Genomic DNA, 17779 nt, shown 5'->3' with positions numbered 1-17779 from the left:
AATCCAGTAATGCTCTTTATGGCGTTGCTGGTTTTTTTTGCGCTTTGAGTTGTGATGCTTAAGTTAAAAGTAGAGTTAAAGCTCAAATCTCGACCAGTGGCTACGATTGTGAAAGTCAGGCGGGGAGGCGTGGTTTGGGGCAAAATATAAAGCAATCTCACCAAACCATAAAATAACGCAAGGATGTATTTGCTCAATCACAGTATTAGCGATGGTGTACTGCTGATTGGGTCGTTGGATTACTGGTACATTAAAGCTGCGCTCATAATGATGAGGTTTATTTGCAATTGATGGATCATTAGATAAAGGGTTTCTCACGTACCTTAATGTTGGCGTTACATTGTTTATCCAATTAATAAACGCGCGCGCTTGTCCATCAGCTGCATGTAAGGGGGTTGGTGGTAAGGTGGCAGGATTACGATAGCTTGCAAATTGATATAGCGCGTAACGACCGTCTGGATTGGCATTAATCTCGATATAGGGCGTTGCCTTTTGAGCCTCCGTTAGATTTTCATCATTTATCAGACGACCAGCGATAAAACACTCAAGGCAAGTCTCTTCCCACAAGTAATCATCGAATTTTACTTGTGCTTGCTGCCACATTGACCAGTTTAGCTGCTTTGCTAGCATTTGGTTGGGTAGGGTGAGTTGATAGGTTAGCTGTAAGTGGAGTGATGGCTGTCGAATAATCTGAGCACTCACATTTATACAGATGCGCTGTAACTCATCCACTGTTACACCCAGTTGCTGCGCATCATTTACTATGGTTTCGGTGGCCACACAGAGATTGAATGATTGATTCATAAGTTAAGACCCGACAATAAAAATATAGAAGTAACCATAAGAAAAGTTGTACCGACTAAGTGAGCTAATATTACACGCTAAGTAAATCTAAAACGAGCAGACAACATAAAAGCCGCGAGCAAGATGCATCGCGGCTTTTACATTTATCGTCACCATTCGGCTATGATTTGAGTTGATATGGCATATCATCACATCACTCAAACCAGCTGGTCATCACATATTATTATGCATGACGTGCTAAGTTAGACAATTTTGGATTGGCGTTTGGATTTTTACGTAGTAACAATGCCATACGACCAATAGAATGAACCAAAGACGCGTTAGCCGCTTTGGCAAGTTCCGCACCGATGACATCGCGCTCTTCTTTTGTGCCAGCAGGCAATTTTACTTTGATGAGCTCATGATCTGATAGCGCGCGATCAATCTCTTCAGTAATGGTTGGGGTAATACCTTTATTGCCAATCATGACGATAGGTTTGAGGTCGTGACCAATGCCTCTTAGGCGTTTGATGGTAGCGTTATCGAGTTGCATAGAATTCCTAGGTGTTGGTAAAAATAAAAGACAGTGCTATTAAGAGCAGTTGACGACCATTATAGATAATCTGTGGTCATCTTGCATGAGATCAGCAGGATTTTGCACGATTTTACGTGATGAAAATGTTAAACTGAATGTTTGGGCACATTATAAACGCTACTGTCTGATAAATCAGTGTTTTAACCAATAGAATTTAGTCAGTTTAAGACTGCAAATGTAGAAAAATCTTGATTGATAGCATATTCGAATGAATTTAACCCATATCGCATGTGCTTCATAAATCTTTTAGCTACTTCAGTAATATGTATGAATGTTTTGCAAAGCAATAGGAGCAGGTATTTTGGCCACGCGTATCGAAAATAAAAAACTGTCAAAGAGTAGTAGCGCTTGGATGAAAGAGCATATTGACGATCATTATGTGCAAAAAGCGCAAAAAGATGGCTATCGTGCCCGTGCCGCCTATAAGCTATTAGAAATTAATGAAAAGACCAATATTATTAAAAAAGGCATGACAGTTGTAGATTTGGGTAGTGCTCCAGGCAGTTGGTCTCAAGTGGCAGGTCAGCTAGTAGGCGAAAAAGGCATTTTGATTGCTTCTGATATTCTGCCGATGGATACATTGCCTGATGTGACCTTTATTCAAGGCGACTTTCGCGAAGCAGAAGTGTTTGATGCGATCATGGCAGAGGTTGGTGATAGACAGGTCGATGTAGTGCTGTCCGATATGGCACCAAATACGGCAGGAAACAGCGCAATCGATCAGCCACGTATGATGTATTTATGCGAGCTGGCAGTGGACTTCGCGCTTGCAACCTTACCAGAAGGTGGCGCACTTATTATGAAAGTGTTTCAAGGTGAAGGCACACAAGAATTACGCAAGCAGATGCAGCAGGATTTTAGTAAAATCCGTAGTATCAAACCAGGTGCGTCACGACCACGGTCAAAAGAGATGTTTTGGATAGCGATTAAATAATCATAACGTCGTTGTGTCACAGCCATTGTAAGCGAGATAATGTGTCACCATAACATAGTCTCATGAGCGCATTGAACCCGCTACAATCGTTAACTGAATAATAGCGAAACCTGCTTGAATTATGCAGGTTAGCACCACATATCATGGTATATTAACTTTGTTTCAAGCATATGTTTTAGGCAAAGTCGTCTGACAATAAGCGCCTGATGTGCTCATCTACGATAGATATATAGGTCATTGATATTTATAACTTGTGAAAACAGTCCCCATGCAGCATTTGAGTTGTGTGAGTCTGACTCATAAATTTTGGCTATGAATATATCTACTAAAAAATGAGCGATACGTTTATAGACGTCACGTGTTTAATAAACACACCAATAAGTAAGGGATGGGAATAACTAGTGAGCGACATGGTAAAAAATACCTTATTGTGGCTGGTGGTAATCGGCGTTTTGGTGCTGGTGTTTAGCGGCTTTGATCAATCATCCGAGCCGGATAGCCTTAACTACTCTGAGTTTGTGACCGCTGTGTCAGAAAACCAAGTAGCCAGCGTTGAAATCGATGGCGAGCAAATCACCGGCGAAAAGAAAAATGGTTCATCATTTGAGACCATTAGACCAGCTGTGTCAGATGATGAGCTCATGCCATTGCTGCGTGAGAACCAAGTCGAAGTCCAAGGGACTGCCCCAAAACGCCAAAGCGTCTTGATGCAATTACTGATAGCCAGTTTCCCAATTCTATTGATTATTGGTCTGTTTTTATTCTTCATGCGTAACATGCAAGGCGGCGCTGGCGGTAAAGGCGGCGGCCCTATGAGCTTTGGTAAGTCAAAAGCTAAAATGCTGACTGAAGACCAAATCAAGGTGAACTTTGAAGATGTGGCTGGTTGTGAAGAGGCCAAAGAAGAAGTGGTTGAAGTGGTCGAGTTTTTACGCGACCCTGATAAATTTACCAAACTGGGCGCGACGATTCCACGTGGTATCTTAATGGTAGGTCCTCCAGGTACCGGTAAAACCTTGTTAGCCAGAGCCATTGCTGGTGAAGCTAAAGTGCCGTTCTTCTCAATCTCAGGTTCTGATTTTGTTGAAATGTTTGTCGGTGTCGGTGCCTCACGTGTACGCGATATGTTCGAACAGGCTAAAAAGAGCGCGCCTTGCATCATCTTTATTGATGAAATTGATGCGGTCGGTCGTCATCGTGGCTCTGGTATGGGCGGTGGTAATGATGAGCGTGAGCAGACACTGAACCAATTATTGGTTGAAATGGATGGTTTTGAAGGCAATGAAGGCGTGATCGTCATTGCAGCGACCAACCGTGCGGATGTGCTTGATAAAGCGCTACTGCGTCCAGGTCGTTTTGACCGTCAGGTACAAGTGGGATTGCCAGATATTAAAGGCCGTGAACAAATTCTTAAAGTGCACTTGAGAAAGCTGCCGAATACTATCGGTGTGGATGCCAATGCATTGGCTCGCGGTACACCAGGTTTCAGTGGTGCGCAGCTGGCCAACCTCGTCAACGAAGCGGCATTGTTTGCAGCACGTCGCAACAAGACTAGCGTTGATATGAATGACTTTGAAGATGCAAAAGACAAGCTATATATGGGTCCTGAGCGTAAATCAATGGTCATCCGTGAAGAGGAGCGCCGTGCTACTGCTTATCATGAAGCAGGTCACGCCTTAGTCGCTGAGCTACTACCAGGTACCGATCCTGTGCATAAAGTAACGATCATGCCGCGTGGTTTTGCGCTTGGTGTTACTTGGCAGTTGCCAGAGCATGACCAAACCAGTATGTATAAATCAAAAATGCTGAGCGATATTGCTATCTTATTCGGCGGTCGTATCGCTGAAGAAGTCTTTATCAATCAAATGTCGACAGGTGCTTCTAACGACTTCGAACGTGCAACCAAGATGGCTCGCGCTATGGTGACGAAGTACGGTATGTCTGATGCGCTTGGTATTATGGTTTATGAAGATGAAGACAGCTCGCAAGGCTATTTTGGCTCTAGCAGTCGTACGATTTCAGAAGCCACGCAGCAAAAGGTTGATGAAGAAGTTCGCCGTATGTTAGAGGAGCAATATGATATCGCGCGTGAATTGATTGAAGGCAATCAAGAAAAAATGCATGCGATGGTAGATGCTCTAATGAAGTGGGAAACGATTGACCGTGATCAGTTGCAAGATATCCTAGCAGGTGAAGACCCACGTCCACCTAGAGTTTATCAGCACAATGAAGTCAACTTATCGAAAAGTGATATTAAAACAACCAACTCAACACCGCCACCGTTACCAGCGATGTAGTTGTCAGTTGATTCATATCCAATAGAAGAAGCCCTTTATCATAAAGGGCTTTTTTTGTTGTACATATTTCGTGAAGGGTTTAGTACAGAATAGAGTTTACTGGTATCATAAGCACAACGCATAACAAGCACAGTGCATAACAAGCAGTCTGCAATAATTAGAATGTTTTGATGAGAGATAATTTGGTTATGTCCTTATTTCAGCCCTTACCCAGCTATAAGATATCAAGTCGTGATAAAACACTAGATTTATCGCAGCCTCATATTATGGGTATTCTTAATGTCACACCCGATTCGTTTTCAGACGGTGGACAGTTCAATGTGATAGATAAGGCTGTTGCGCATTGTCAGCAAATGATAGAAGAAGGTGCGACTATTATCGACATTGGCGGTGAGTCTACTCGCCCCAATGCGGATGCTGTGGGCACTGTTGAAGAGATGCAGCGTGTTGTGCCAGTGGTTCGAGCCATTAGGCAGCAATGCGGGGAGAATATTTGGCTATCCATTGATACCAGTAATCCAGAGGTTATGAAAGCGGCTTTTGACGCTGGTGCTGATATTTGGAATGATGTACGCGCACTCAAACGCGAGGGTGCAGCAGTACTAGCGGCTGAGCTTGATATACCCATCATGCTGATGCACATGCGCGGTGAGCCAACAACGATGAATAATTTGGCACACTATGACGATGTCATTAGTGACGTAAGGGCTGAGCTATTATCGCGTATTGACGAAGTAACAAGAATCGGTGTTAAGCGTGAGAAAATTATTATCGACCCAGGCTTTGGTTTTGCGAAAGATTATGAGCATCATTGCGCACTATTAAGCCAGCTTAGCAGGCTACAAGTGCTTGGTTTACCGATGATGTTTGGCATTTCACGCAAGCGTTTTTTAGCGGAAGTATTGAGCAAGAGTTGCGTCGAAGTCGTTGCTACTACCAACGCGGTAGATCGTGATGTGGTAGGTACGGCAGCTGGTATCTTTGCCCTACAGCAAGGCGCTGGCATTATACGCACCCATAATGTGGCGATGATGCAGCAAGCAGTCGCCTTGTGGCGTCAATTATCTGCGCATAATTATCCTTAACCGTAATTTAAAATAATGAGAGTACTTTTATGACCACCTCAATTCAGCCAGAACCAACCAATGAACAGCGCCGCATTATCTATCAAGCACGCCGCGGATTAAAAGAGTTAGACTTTTACATTGACCTTTATGTCAAAGAGATTTACTTAACGGCAGAGCCTGCTGAACAAGAGACATTTGCAGAAATGCTGACTCATGAAGACCCTGATTTGTTGGATTATTTCACCAATCAAAATCGTCCAGAAAATGAAGAAATATGGGCATTGGTCAATAAAATTAAGACATGGCGTCATACCAAAGATTTGACTTAAAGACTGATTTAGATATAAAAAATGGTTGTTCAGAGCTGGCATAGCTGGGTCTAAGTAACATAATGGTCTGCCGTTTTTTTTGGTGATAAAATATGACCTTGGCAAATTCGTTGCGTATTGATACGGCTATTCGTCCTGCCAGCTATTTGCGTTTGCTACTTTATAGTGGGTTGACCGCCGTCATGGTTGTACTGGCGTGGCTTGCTTCTTTACTGTTATGGCAATATGTGCTTATTTTAATCGTTACCGCCGTGGTGATTATTTATTTGACATTATCACGACCCATACTGCTGCATCTGAGCCAGCCACCACTTAGCTATCGTGTTGATCAACATTGGCAGCTACTGCTCCGTACGGGTCGCGGTGATGAGCTATGGCAGGCACAGTTAAGCAATGTCTCTGGATATCGATGGGCGATAAGCTTTGAATTCAATGTTATAGAGCCTTATCAGCGCTCTTTATCAGTGACCATCTTTCGAGATCAAGTGAGCCCTGAACAATGGCGAGAGTTGAATATTTTGGCTAGATTGTATTGAATACTTATAAATAGTGCTTATCAGTGCCATGGTCGAATGTTTAATATGTCTAAAATACACGCCGGAAATACGAGTTAAGGCAGTATTTTTTATAGCGCCCAATGAGAGGTTTTTTCCACGAATTTACGAACGCCTACATGTCATAACAAAACACCTATCTGGATAGCGAAAGAGATTTGTTATATTGCAAGAGAATTGTGAATCGCATAAGTAAATCAAGCTGTTGCTTAATATATTAAATTAGCAGCGAAGTTTTTAGCGGTTTATAGATAATAAATAATATGACAAAAAGGAATCGAGAATGAGCTTATTAGGGAATTTGGTTAGTCAGGTGGCCCGTCGTGCGATGGATCCTGAAGATGCGCAGCGTAATCCCGTAAATCAACGCATTGATCCACGTCGTACAGGTGGTCTTGGGGATATATTGGGTAGCGTGCTAGGCGGTGCTAGTCAAACTGGTGGCTATAATCCACGCCAGTATGATCATCAGCCAGACAATGGTTTTGGCTTAGATGATATTCTCGGTGGGTTAACAGGCGGTGGACTCAATGGTGGCAATCAACGTGGCGGCGTCAATTCTAATGCCAGTGCTGGTGGTTTGGGCGATATTTTAGGCAGCGTATTGGGTGGTCAGCGTACCAAAGGCGGATTCGGTGGTAAAGGTATGCTAATCGCTGCACTTATGCCAATGGTACTAAGCTGGATCAAACGCAATGGCGGCTTGAGTGGTGCATTATCGAAAATCACAGGCATGGGTTATGAAAACCAAGCGCGTTCTTGGATGAGTAACCAGCAAGACAATGACAATCTTGATCCAAATGATATCAGTCAGTTATTCGATGACAATGAGATTCAGCAGGTTGCAGCACATACTGGTGCTAATGACGTAGAAGTCCGTCAAGGTCTTGCTGAGTTGCTGCCAGAAGTAATGAATCAGCTGACACCAAGTGGTAATTTGGATAATGAATCTGAAGCCAATGAAGAGATTGATCAAATCATTAATCAACTATCTAGTCGACTAGGTGCGCTAAAATAAATTTATTTTTTAAAGAAAGTCGCAATCGTTAATGCCACAAAGTGAATACTATAAAAAAGAGTACGTTATCCAACGTGCTCTTTTTTATGGCTGTTAGTTTAACCCTACTATTGGTGCTCAATTACTGAATATTTACTCTTTATTCTAAATAGATATGTTAAAAATGGTGAATAATAGAAAAATAATTCTATAAATCTTATAAGATGGTCATATGATTCATTGAGTCTTTTGTCGCAGTGGCTACTTTGATGATCCTTTATATAATATGACTGCGTGATGGTATAAGCATTTATAAGGATACTTAATCATGCCATTTAAGCCTATTCAAGCAGCGGTTGCCATTTTGGTCGGCTTGATCATTTGGTTTGTGATACCAGTGCCTACTGGCGTTACGCCTGAAGCATGGCACATGCTGGCGTTATTCATCGCCACTATTGTCGCCATCATCGGCAAAGTATTACCCATTGGCGCCATTGCTATCATTGCCGTCACCCTAGTCGCACTGACAGGCGTGACTAGTGATAGCCCAGCACAAGCCATTAGTGATGCACTATCAAGCTACTCAAGTCCGTTGATTTGGCTAATTGGTATTGCAATCATGATATCGCGTGGCTTGATAAAAACGGGTTTGGGTCGACGTATTGCCTATTATTTTATTTCTATTTTTGGTAAAAAAACCATCGGCGTGGCTTATTCTTTGACTGCGGCTGAATTGATGATAGCACCCATTACGCCTTCTAATACGGCGCGTGGCGGCGGTATTATTCATCCTATTATGAAGTCTATCGCGCAAAGCTTTCATTCGACGCCAGAAGAAGGTACTCAAAACAAAATTGGTCGCTATTTGGCGATGGTGAACTACCACGCCAATCCTATTACCTCTGGGATGTTTATCACGGCTACTGCGCCCAACCCTCTGGTTGTAGATTTAGTGAATAAAGCCACAGGCGGTGATATTCAGCTGTCATGGACCACTTGGGCAGTGGCGATGTTTGTACCTGGTATGCTATGCCTGCTTGTGATGCCGTTAGTCATTTATATAATTTATCCACCTGATGTTAAAATCACGCCCGATGCAAAAGGTTTTGCCAAGGAAAATTTGGCAGAAATGGGAAAAATAAGTAGCCAAGAAAAAATCATGCTCGGAGTATTTGCTCTGATGCTGTTATTGTGGGCGAATATTCCCGTATTGATGTTAGGTGAGCAATATAGCGTTGATGCTACCACCACAGCATTTATTGGTTTGACGACCTTAATATTGACTGGGGTACTGACTTGGGACGATATTTTAAAAGAGAAGTCAGCATGGGATACCATTATTTGGTTTGGCGCCCTTATTATGATGGCCGCTTATCTTAATAAGCTTGGACTGATAAGCTGGTTTTCTGGCAATATCGAATCGATGATTGGCACGACTGGGCTTGGCTGGATAGGCGCTGTGACTATTTTGACCCTAGTGTACTTATATATTCATTATTTCTTTGCTAGTACCACGGCTCATATTACTGCACTATTTGCAGCATTTTATGCGGTGGGTTTAAGCTTGGGCGCACCGCCGATGTTATATGCACTTATCTTAGCCGCAGCGGGCAATATCATGATGACGCTTACGCATTATGCAACTGGTACTGCGCCAGTCATTTTTAACTCTGGCTATGTGACGTTAAGAGAGTGGTGGAGTATTGGCGCAATAATGAGTGTGGTCAATTTGGTCATCTGGATCGGTGCTGGTTTGATTTGGTGGAAAGTGCTCGGCTATTATTAATAGATCGCTCAAGTCATATTGTCTTATGTGCAGATGGGTGTTTTTAAAAAAGGTGAGGGTGGCTTAAAAGCGCTCATCTAATGTGTCTAAAGTATAATTGAGCGCGGCAAAACAGATATCGCTCTGAAAGCCTCGATATTGCAAAAACCGTAGCTGCTTTGCTTTGTCTTTTTGTTCAGTGGGGATGTCATCGCCGTACTTTTTAGTGCGCGCTGTGACCGCCAGTTTGAGCCAATCGATACCATCTACCAGATTATCTGCGCTATCATCTACAAACTCCCTAAACTCTTCTGACTCTGCATTTGCCATATCGATTAACTCATCGATATTACTGGGCAGGGCAATTTTTTTACGATAAAACTCCTGCTTGATACGTCCGCGTCCCCGACCTTTACGGATATTTTCACGAATGAGCATGAGCGTCGTGCGATAATCACTTTGGTAGCCTTTTTCTTCAAACTCATCAAGTAGCGCATCAATTTTATCTGGGGCTTGCTCTTTATCAATAAGCTTTTGCTTAAGCTCAGCCTTGCCGTACTCACGGCGCGATAAATAATAAAACGCCAACCAACGCAAGCGACTTTCGGCTTTGACCTCATCTATTTCTGCTTGTCGTTGTTCAGGCGTGCGCAAATAGGCTTTAAGAGCAGCGGGTAGGTTATCCATCTGACTGTCGAATGTGCTATGCACAGAAGTGTTCGTAATGGCAGCATCGGTTGTATACTGTGATTCTTTGTTAAATTCATCATCAGTAGCCGCACTATTATCTGGTTCACTATGAATATTTTGTTTAACTTCAGCCAGCATCTCTTTGATACTTTGCGCTTCTGGTTGCTGATAAGCAGGCACGTCACTAGGCTCAGGGCTAAAGTTAGCCGCTGGGTGAAAACGTTTTTTACGTTTCTTGGTTTGAGCAGAATTTTTATTGGTAGAAGAGTAAGCCTCAACGGATTCTACTGCAAATTCAGCATCGTCAGATAATGAGTGGTCTTCATGATAGTAAGTTGAATGCTTGCGCGTCTTAGTTGTTTTTTTAGGATCGCCTTGATAGGAATGCCGAGAAAATTTGGAGGATTCAGAGTGTTTGGACGGTTTTTTTGATTTGATAGTAGGACTACTCGCTGAATCGGCATCGGATTCAGCGAGTATTTCAGCTAAGGTTTTAATGTTCATAACAATTTAATTTTCATAACAAGTCATGATTATTGATAAAGATTAATAATTGTGCCGTTATTGTACAGGGTCAGAGACCAACGCTTCATTGGCTTTATCTTCGGCTTTGGTCTCTTTCTTTGATCCAAGCTTTTCTTCACGGATTTTAGCTTCGATTTCTTGCGCAATCGCAGGGTTTTCTTTTAAGAACAGCACAGAATTGGCTTTACCTTGACCAATTTTTTCGTCGCCATAGCTATACCAAGAGCCTGCTTTGCCAACTGCTCCAATTTCAACACCCAAGTCAATCACTTCGGCTAAGTGGTTGGTACCTTCACCATAAGTAATTTCAAACTCTGCTTGGCGGAAAGGCGGTGCCATTTTGTTTTTGATGACTTTGACACGGGTTTGGTTACCGATGATTTCATCACCATTTTTGACCGCACCAATACGGCGAATGTCCATACGCACTGAGGCGTAGAATTTGAGCGCATTACCACCAGTCGTGGTCTCAGGGCTACCAAACATCACACCAATTTTCATACGAATTTGGTTGATAAATACCACCATACAGTTAGAGCGTTTGGCGTTACCTGTGATTTTACGTAGTGCTTGGCTCATCAGACGTGCTTGCAAACCCATATGTGAGTCGCCCATCTCGCCTTCAATCTCTGCGCGCGGCGTTAGGGCGGCAACTGAGTCAATGACGATCATATCGATAGCACCAGAGCGCACCAACATGTCGGTGATTTCAAGTGCTTGCTCACCATTATCAGGCTGAGAAAGTAATAGCTCGTCAGTGTTTACGCCAAGTTTGCGCGCATAAACTGGATCTAGTGCATGCTCAGCATCAATAAAGGCGCAGGTGCCGCCCTGTTTTTGACATTCTGCAATAGCTTGTAGCGTCATGGTCGTTTTACCTGAGCTTTCTGGACCATAAATCTCTACGATACGGCCTTTTGGTAGACCACCAATGCCAAGTGCAATGTCCAGACCCAAAGAACCTGTTGATACTACATCGACATCCATAATAGCTGAGTCGTCACCTAAATGCATGATGGTATTCTTACCAAACTGCTTTTCGATTTGACCGAGTGCTGCTTTAAGGGCTTTGGCTTTATTATCGTCCATACTGGATTCCTTGTCTTCAATCATTGGTTAAAACTATAAATTTGGTATGATAAATAAAATGTTTGTAGCTATGAAGGTTAACGGCTCAATAGTGCTGATGGCTATCTACATAATAAGCAGCGTTCGTTCAATGTCTATCTAGGATGAATGGGTTAGGGTATCGATGGTGTAGACAGTAATATAGGATATATCACTCTACTATACAGTAAAATCAAATAACGATAAAAGTAAAATTAAGTTCATAATTAGCGCCAACAGATATAATTTGTAGGTAACATTATGCTCGTTGAGCCTTAACTGTTTTCTAAAGTACGGTTGATTAGATAAGGTGATTATAACAAAAACCAAGGAGCATATAGAGGATTCAATGATGCTAAACGACACTAACTGTCGCATTGTATATAAGTGATAACTTGTGTAGTCTAGTTGCTGAATACATCCTAATTTTGGATAGGATAATGTCGCCCTTTGTCAATAGCATTAAAAGTTGTCCACAAGAAATAAAGCGTCTAAATTTAGCTTTTGTGAAACATCAGTGAGGATTAATTTAATTTAAAAATATATTAAAAATAAATTACAGTATTATGAAATACCGTTTAACCTGCTGATTTAAAAGGTTTTTTAAATTGTATAAAAAATGAACGATTTTACCTCATCCTTTGATCTATCTAGGGAAATTGTTGTCAAGTGCGTACTTATGCACAGGGTTATCCACAGCTTATGGGGAGAACTCATGAATCCCTTATACTATCAATGTTTGAGTAGGTAGGTGACCTGTGAGTGTGGCGCTGGAATATATTTTTTACCGCTATATGTAGCGTTATTTATTTAAAAATTCTATGAAAATAGACGATGTTTCACGTATTAAAAAAAATTTATTATTTTTAATAAAAATACTTATAGCTTGTCTATTAAGGGTTGTAGCTGAAAAAAATCAAATAATATTGTCATTAGATAATTTGCAAGCACAAAAAAGCGGCTAAATAATTTAGCCGCTATGCAGAAGTCATCGAAGATAAGTGACCCAAATCTAGTCTTTGATATAGATTAAATCCCAAACGCCATGTCCACTATTTATACCGCGGCGCTCAAATTTGGTCATTGGACGAAAGTCAGGGCGGTCGGTGAAGTTACCTGCGCCTGCTTGATTGGTTAAACCAGTAAAACCGTCTAAAACTTCAACCATCCAAAAGGCGTAATGCTCCCAGTCGGTTGCGGTATGGAACCAGCCGCCTTGCTTTAGACTACGAGTCACAATCGCCATGCGTTCAGCACTGACGAAGCGGCGTTTGTGATGGCGTTTTTTTTGCCATGGGTCAGGGAAGTAAAGCTGGATACGATCGATATGGTTTTCTGGTAGTTGCTTGAGCAATTGGATGGCATCACCGTTGATGATTTTGACATTGGTTAGTGCTTGAGTACCTGCCATATAGGCGCATTTACCGATACCTGGTTCGTGCACTTCGATACCAACGAAATTGCGGCTAGGTTCTGCTGCTGCCATCTCAATGAACGAATCACCCAGTCCAAAACCGATCTCTAAGGTAAGCGGTGCTTCACTACCGTTAGGGCTATCAGCGAATAGTGTTCGTAGATTGTCAATACTATCAAGATTGCCATCACCGAAACTGTTATTGACCAGATACTCAGCAAATTCTGGCGCGGTCAGTGCCAGTTCGGCATTTTTATTCATGTGCGTACGTCGTTTCATAAAGGTATTGACGATACGTAGATGTTTGCTTTCTTCAGGCTCACTCTCATTACTAATACGGGCTTCAATGTCAGTATTAGTATTGCTTTCGGTGTTAGTACTGAGGACTTTTTGCTCATCAGTAGTACTCGTACTATCGATGTTATCATTAATATCAGGATGTTGACTCATAGGATTGACAAGGCTTCATAAAATGGGTGATGTACGCTTATTATAAGTTAAATCTATACAGCTGTGAACGGACAATGCTTTTTTAATATTGTTATCGTTTATTCAGCATAAAAAAGTGAAAGTGTTGATCTTGTTTGACGTATCACATATAGATTGGCATTCGGCTGCCTTGACGCTCTTTTACATTGAATTAGCGGTATTTATCTGTCGTTTTACTGTTCTGCACATCGGTTTTGGCGTTATCATATAAAGTGAGTAATGGATTTAAATTTTTCTTCATCGTTAATAGGGGTCATCTATGCTATTTATCGAGACGGATTCGCCGCCCCCTTTTTATCAAGAACAGCTGACTCCTGCTAAGCGTACACAACTTGATAAATGGTTTATCGGTCACCGTAGCCAGCATTATTATCTAAAACGCTTTGAGCAGTTCGATGCGCAAGGTTATCTGTCGCCAAAATGGCATTGGGCAGCATTTTTTGTGACGTTTCCTTGGCTCCTCTATCGCAAACGCTATATGGATGCGATTGTCTATAGCGTAGCAGGCTGGTCGTTTATCCAGCTCAATGTGGCACTGGTATTGGTTGCGTTTGAATTTTTGGCGATGTCCTTCATCCCTGATGCTTACCAGATGGCGACACGCATAGGCATTGCCGCGATCATTTGGTTATTTTGGTCGTTCATGGTGGCGCGTTGGACGGATGCGTATTATTACCGCATGGCGCGACGTGAGATTGCAGATGCTATCGATGATTATCCGCGTGATGAAGCAGCGCAAAAGGTGCATCTGCGCCGAGAAGGTGGGGTCAGTTTATTTGGGTTAGGATTGGGGTTTGGTATTTTTGCCTTTGCTTTAATGGTTATTAAGATACAGTTTTTACCAATTATTGCCAAGCCAAAAGCCAATGAAGTGCTATTCGATGCGTATGATACAGCCAAAACGGCACAAAATCGTGTGGCACTGATTTATCAACAGACAGGGCAATGTCCGATTCATTTGCCTATCGATACAGGCACTCAGCAGATACGAATTGATATCGATAAAAAGGCCGCTGGCATAGTAGAAACGGATTGTGCAGTCATTGCGACCATACAAAATGTTCAGTTCCCTATCCGCTATCTAAATCAACAGACACTGGTTTTTTACCATGTGCCAGACAGCGATAGTTGGAGCTGTACGAGTTCGCTAAATAAAAATCTGGCACCTGCAAGCTGTATGCCTGATTAGGGCATGTTGAATGATTTAACGATGACACTGACAGTGCCTATTTGTGAATCATCAAACACGCTTTAAAATATATAAATATTTAGGTGTTAGAGTCAGTTGCAACGTCGTCCTTTTTATCAACGGGTGTTGCTTTACTTTTCAACGCGTCATAAAAATCCGTTAAGTCCATTTTTCGGGCTTTATCAATGTCTTCATCAAACAAGCTTTCTAGCTCTGCCATCGCTGATTGTGCGGATTCAATCATGCTGGCTTCATCATCATAGATCGCTTGCTGACGTTCAATCAAGTCATCGTCGTAATCACGGAAAGTTTGCACCGTCTCACGCGCTTTTTCTGGTGAGATGCCAAGCAGTTGTAGAGACTCACGTGACATATCCAAGGATGATAGGTAAGTCTCACGCCAAATATGACGCACACCGACCTCACGCAATCGATAATAATGCTGACGGTCACGTGCCCGTGCCAAGACAATCAAGTCTGGATAGTTTTTACGTAAGTATTGAGCCGTGGTGATAGAGCGCTCTAAATCATCGATGGCCAAAATAAACACACGGGCTTTTTTGATACCAGCCGCGCGCAATATCTCAGGGTTTTTTGGGTCGCCGTAATAGACTTGGTTACCAAATTTACGAACGAAATCGACACGATTTGCTGAGCGTTCAATGGCGGTAAATTCGATGTTATGCATGCGTAGTACACGACCGATAATCTGACCGACGCGCCCAAAGCCAGCAATAATGACTTGATGTTCATGATCGGGAATGGCATCGTATTCTCGGCTGGGTTTGCTTTTGGCAAATAACGGCTCACCGATTTTCTCAAGTAACAAAAATGCCAGCGGTGTGAGCGCCATGGAGATAGTGACGATAAGGTTCAGGGTGTTGGCAAGCTCAGGTCGCAAGACATTTTGAGCAGTAGCGACACTGAATAAAACAAAGGCAAATTCACCACCTTGAGCGAGTGTCACACCCAGTCTGATGCTGGTTGGCCAGCGATTGCCTGATATCTTTGCAATGGCGGTAATGACACCAAATTTGATAGCCATCAATGCCATTGCACAGCCGATGATAAAGATAGGTTTTGCCAAGATAAGTTTGACATCAGTCAGCATACCGACCGACATAAAAAATAAGCCAAGTAGCAACCCTTTAAATGGCTCAATACTGGCTTCTAGCTCATGGCGATACTCAGAATCTGCGAGTAGTACCCCTGTTAAAAAAGCACCTAATGCCATCGATAAACCAATTTGACCCATCAAAATCGATACACCCATCACGATAAATAGCGCAACGGCGGTCAGAAGTTCTGATGCGCCACTAGAGGCTACAAACTTAAAGAAGGGACGAACGACATAACGACTAGCAAAAATCAGTCCAGCAAAAACCGCAAAAACTTTGCCAAAATAAATCAAATCATAACTTTGTTCGCGCACCCCTGATAGGAAAGGAATGACGGCTAGCAAAGGGATAACCGCAATATCTTGGAATAATAAAATCGTGAACGCCTCACGACCGTGGGTGCTAGAAAGCTGCTGTTTTTCCGTCAGTATTTGTAGTACAAAAGCTGTGGACGACAAGGCAAGGCCAAAACCGACGATAAAAGCAGTATCGAGCTGTAAGCCAAAAATTTGATGTAACAGCCCCATTAATAATGTGCCAGTCAGACCGACTTGCAAACCACCGAGTACAAATATCGAACGCCGCAGTGCCCATAATCGTGAGGGTTGCAGCTCAAGCCCGATAATGAACAGCAGCATGACCACGCCAAACTCAGAGAAGTGCAACAAGCTCTCAGCATCGCCTGCGACGTCCAGACCACTGGGCCCCAATATCAATCCTGTAATGAGATAACCTAAGACCGTCGCAATGCCAAAACGTTTACCAAGGGGTACAAAGAGCAGGGCTGCTCCTAAGAAGATTGTAGCTTGTAACATTAAATTTGGTGAGCCGGTGGCGGCAGCGAACATCTGGAATCCTTAGCAATCATGATAAAATAAGCGGTACAATATGGGCATGGTAAAAATAAAAAATCTTAGCATACGTTATTTTTTACGATAAATCTTCCACACACCATTATCGGCAAGTGGATTGTTATAAGCATCGTTACGGCGTTTACGCGGGGTCTGGCGACTGTCTACGATTTTGAAATCGGGCAGAGCATGGACGATAAGACCCGTTCGATAAAAACGTACGCGTTCAGGCTCCAGCATCTCGCCCTTGCTATCACGACAAAATACATAGGCGCGCAAATCAATAAATTCACGATGCGCCACCAAACGCGCCTCATCATCATTATCAAATACTGCACTCATACGCGCAATTTCATCAGCACTATAGTCACCACACTTATCAGTAAGCGCACCGACCGAACCGAAGCTTTTTGATTCTTTTGCACGGGTCTTGGTCAAATGTAGCCTTTGCACATGATAGATAAATTGCGGTATCTCAAGGCTGGCTGGTAGCGGCAGATGATCGGGCGGTAGGTTGGCCGCAGGATAAAACGCCATGGCGCGCTCAAGCAGATTATGCCAACGCTGCTGATAGGCTTGGACTTCGGCGATATTGCCTTCATAAATTGGCATATCACGAATTTGACGCAAAATATCAGGTGGAAACTGCTCATCTCGAAAGCTAGTAATGTCTTCTTGCAATGTCGATAACAATGCTTTGGCATGCTTTTTACCCTCTGCTGAGATAGGGTTATCAATGTAGCTTGGAGCAACAAAAGGAGCTGAGCGTCTCGACATGGCAGAAAATAATCCATTAATGGTAAATTGGTTGTTTCAGCTTTAAGTATACAGAATTTATATGAAAAATATGGCGGCGAGGCTAAATTTCCCATCATTTTTAACATGCTATTACAATGCTAAAAATCGGCGTGATATAAGCTTATTTAAAATAAAGCCTGTTTATGTCGGCGCATAAGAAGTTAAATTCATGCACGATGATTAGCCAACTTATAGTAAGTTGCGCGGATTATTGAAGATTTTTAGCAAAATAATTTTAAGGGTTTTCGGGGCAGGACTGGCGCTGTTATTTGGATTT

General features: G+C 42.6%; 15 protein-coding genes. 8 read left to right on the top strand and 7 right to left on the bottom strand.

The genetic code is table 11. The annotated features are described in order from the left end of the window. Positions 1-75: 75 nt before the first annotated feature. Together ACP7AE_RS02235 and ACP7AE_RS02230 are read right to left on the bottom strand one after the other, a co-directional pair. Complete coding sequence (locus ACP7AE_RS02235) at positions 76-804, bottom strand: hypothetical protein (RefSeq protein WP_426241202.1); 729 nt, start codon at positions 802-804, stop codon at positions 76-78. 223 nt (positions 805-1027) lie between these two features. Next, complete coding sequence (locus tag ACP7AE_RS02230; protein ID WP_045444184.1) at positions 1028-1336, bottom strand: YhbY family RNA-binding protein; 309 nt, start codon at positions 1334-1336, stop codon at positions 1028-1030. A 343-nt stretch (positions 1337-1679) separates the two neighbouring features. Between ACP7AE_RS02230 and ACP7AE_RS02225 the strand changes: the two genes are divergently transcribed. The 7 genes from ACP7AE_RS02225 (at position 1680) to ACP7AE_RS02195 (ending at position 9342) form a co-directional block, all read left to right on the top strand. Then, positions 1680-2312 carry an RlmE family RNA methyltransferase gene (locus ACP7AE_RS02225; RefSeq protein WP_045444188.1) on the top strand — a complete coding sequence of 211 codons (633 nt, stop codon included), beginning with the start codon at positions 1680-1682 and terminating at the stop codon, positions 2310-2312. 401 nt (positions 2313-2713) lie between these two features. Next, positions 2714-4609 carry an ATP-dependent zinc metalloprotease FtsH gene (gene ftsH, locus ACP7AE_RS02220; protein WP_320158775.1) on the top strand — a complete coding sequence of 632 codons (1896 nt, stop codon included), beginning with the start codon at positions 2714-2716 and terminating at the stop codon, positions 4607-4609. 188 nt (positions 4610-4797) lie between these two features. Continuing rightward, complete coding sequence (folP, locus tag ACP7AE_RS02215) at positions 4798-5694, top strand: dihydropteroate synthase (RefSeq protein WP_426241201.1); 897 nt, start codon at positions 4798-4800, stop codon at positions 5692-5694. 29 nt (positions 5695-5723) lie between these two features. Continuing rightward, positions 5724-6005 (top strand): succinate dehydrogenase assembly factor 2, encoded by a 282-nt coding sequence (locus tag ACP7AE_RS02210; RefSeq protein ID WP_201540475.1) that lies wholly within the window; start codon positions 5724-5726, stop codon positions 6003-6005. A 92-nt stretch (positions 6006-6097) separates the two neighbouring features. Continuing rightward, positions 6098-6541, top strand: a complete 444-nt coding sequence (locus ACP7AE_RS02205; protein ID WP_201540474.1) for a protein YgfX — start codon at positions 6098-6100, stop codon at positions 6539-6541. 301 nt (positions 6542-6842) lie between these two features. Then, positions 6843-7577 carry a YidB family protein gene (locus ACP7AE_RS02200; protein WP_201540473.1) on the top strand — a complete coding sequence of 245 codons (735 nt, stop codon included), beginning with the start codon at positions 6843-6845 and terminating at the stop codon, positions 7575-7577. A 307-nt stretch (positions 7578-7884) separates the two neighbouring features. Then, entirely contained in the window at positions 7885-9342 is a 1458-nt protein-coding gene (locus ACP7AE_RS02195) for an anion permease (RefSeq protein ID WP_426241200.1), read from the top strand. A 63-nt stretch (positions 9343-9405) separates the two neighbouring features. On the opposite strand, the gene ACP7AE_RS02190 is transcribed toward ACP7AE_RS02195, so the two are convergent. The 3 genes from ACP7AE_RS02190 to trmB all read right to left on the bottom strand — a co-directional run bounded on the left by ACP7AE_RS02190 (position 9406) and on the right by trmB (position 13507). Continuing rightward, a complete protein-coding gene (locus ACP7AE_RS02190) occupies positions 9406-10515 on the bottom strand; it encodes a regulatory protein RecX (protein ID WP_426241199.1) in 1110 nt (369 codons plus the stop codon). Between the two features lie 57 nt (positions 10516-10572). Further along, positions 10573-11625 (bottom strand): recombinase RecA, encoded by a 1053-nt coding sequence (gene recA / locus ACP7AE_RS02185; protein ID WP_055124705.1) that lies wholly within the window; start codon positions 11623-11625, stop codon positions 10573-10575. 1030 nt (positions 11626-12655) lie between these two features. Further along, complete coding sequence (gene trmB, locus ACP7AE_RS02180) at positions 12656-13507, bottom strand: tRNA (guanosine(46)-N7)-methyltransferase TrmB (protein WP_201540470.1); 852 nt, start codon at positions 13505-13507, stop codon at positions 12656-12658. A gap of 298 nt (positions 13508-13805) precedes the next feature. Between trmB and ACP7AE_RS02175 the strand changes: the two genes are divergently transcribed. Then, positions 13806-14735 carry a pilin gene (locus ACP7AE_RS02175; protein WP_201540469.1) on the top strand — a complete coding sequence of 310 codons (930 nt, stop codon included), beginning with the start codon at positions 13806-13808 and terminating at the stop codon, positions 14733-14735. Positions 14736-14814: 79 nt separating this feature from the next. Here the strand turns inward: ACP7AE_RS02175 and ACP7AE_RS02170 are convergent, their stop codons facing one another. Beyond that, complete coding sequence (locus tag ACP7AE_RS02170; protein ID WP_055124702.1) at positions 14815-16701, bottom strand: monovalent cation:proton antiporter-2 (CPA2) family protein; 1887 nt, start codon at positions 16699-16701, stop codon at positions 14815-14817. Positions 16702-16776: 75 nt separating this feature from the next. Next, positions 16777-17481: a hypothetical protein gene (locus ACP7AE_RS02165; protein WP_426241198.1), complete on the bottom strand. Its 705-nt coding sequence runs from the start codon at positions 17479-17481 to the stop codon at positions 16777-16779. Positions 17482-17779 lie beyond the last annotated feature (298 nt).

It is taken from the genome of Psychrobacter sp. TWP2-1-2 (assembly GCF_049896785.1).
Lineage (GTDB): Bacteria > Pseudomonadota > Gammaproteobacteria > Pseudomonadales > Moraxellaceae > Psychrobacter.
This window is presented reverse-complemented; position numbering and strand designations above follow the sequence as displayed.

Bases quoted from the DNA above. Each gene is read 5' to 3' on its own strand.
- ACP7AE_RS02190 (WP_426241199.1), bottom strand. From the start codon at position 10,515: ATGAACATTAAAACCTTAGCTGAAATACTCGCTGAATCCGATGCCGAT.
- ACP7AE_RS02195 (WP_426241200.1), top strand. From the start codon at position 7,885: ATGCCATTTAAGCCTATTCAAGCAGCGGTTGCCATTTTGGTCGGCTTG.
- ACP7AE_RS02170 (WP_055124702.1), bottom strand. From the start codon at position 16,701: ATGTTCGCTGCCGCCACCGGCTCACCAAATTTAATGTTACAAGCTACA.
- ACP7AE_RS02165 (WP_426241198.1), bottom strand. From the start codon at position 17,481: ATGTCGAGACGCTCAGCTCCTTTTGTTGCTCCAAGCTACATTGATAAC.
- ACP7AE_RS02175 (WP_201540469.1), top strand. From the start codon at position 13,806: ATGCTATTTATCGAGACGGATTCGCCGCCCCCTTTTTATCAAGAACAG.
- trmB (WP_201540470.1), bottom strand. From the start codon at position 13,507: ATGAGTCAACATCCTGATATTAATGATAACATCGATAGTACGAGTACT.
- folP (WP_426241201.1), top strand. From the start codon at position 4,798: ATGTCCTTATTTCAGCCCTTACCCAGCTATAAGATATCAAGTCGTGAT.
- recA (WP_055124705.1), bottom strand. From the start codon at position 11,625: ATGGACGATAATAAAGCCAAAGCCCTTAAAGCAGCACTCGGTCAAATC.
- ACP7AE_RS02230 (WP_045444184.1), bottom strand. From the start codon at position 1,336: ATGCAACTCGATAACGCTACCATCAAACGCCTAAGAGGCATTGGTCAC.
- ACP7AE_RS02205 (WP_201540474.1), top strand. From the start codon at position 6,098: ATGACCTTGGCAAATTCGTTGCGTATTGATACGGCTATTCGTCCTGCC.
- ACP7AE_RS02235 (WP_426241202.1), bottom strand. From the start codon at position 804: ATGAATCAATCATTCAATCTCTGTGTGGCCACCGAAACCATAGTAAAT.
- ACP7AE_RS02210 (WP_201540475.1), top strand. From the start codon at position 5,724: ATGACCACCTCAATTCAGCCAGAACCAACCAATGAACAGCGCCGCATT.
- ACP7AE_RS02200 (WP_201540473.1), top strand. From the start codon at position 6,843: ATGAGCTTATTAGGGAATTTGGTTAGTCAGGTGGCCCGTCGTGCGATG.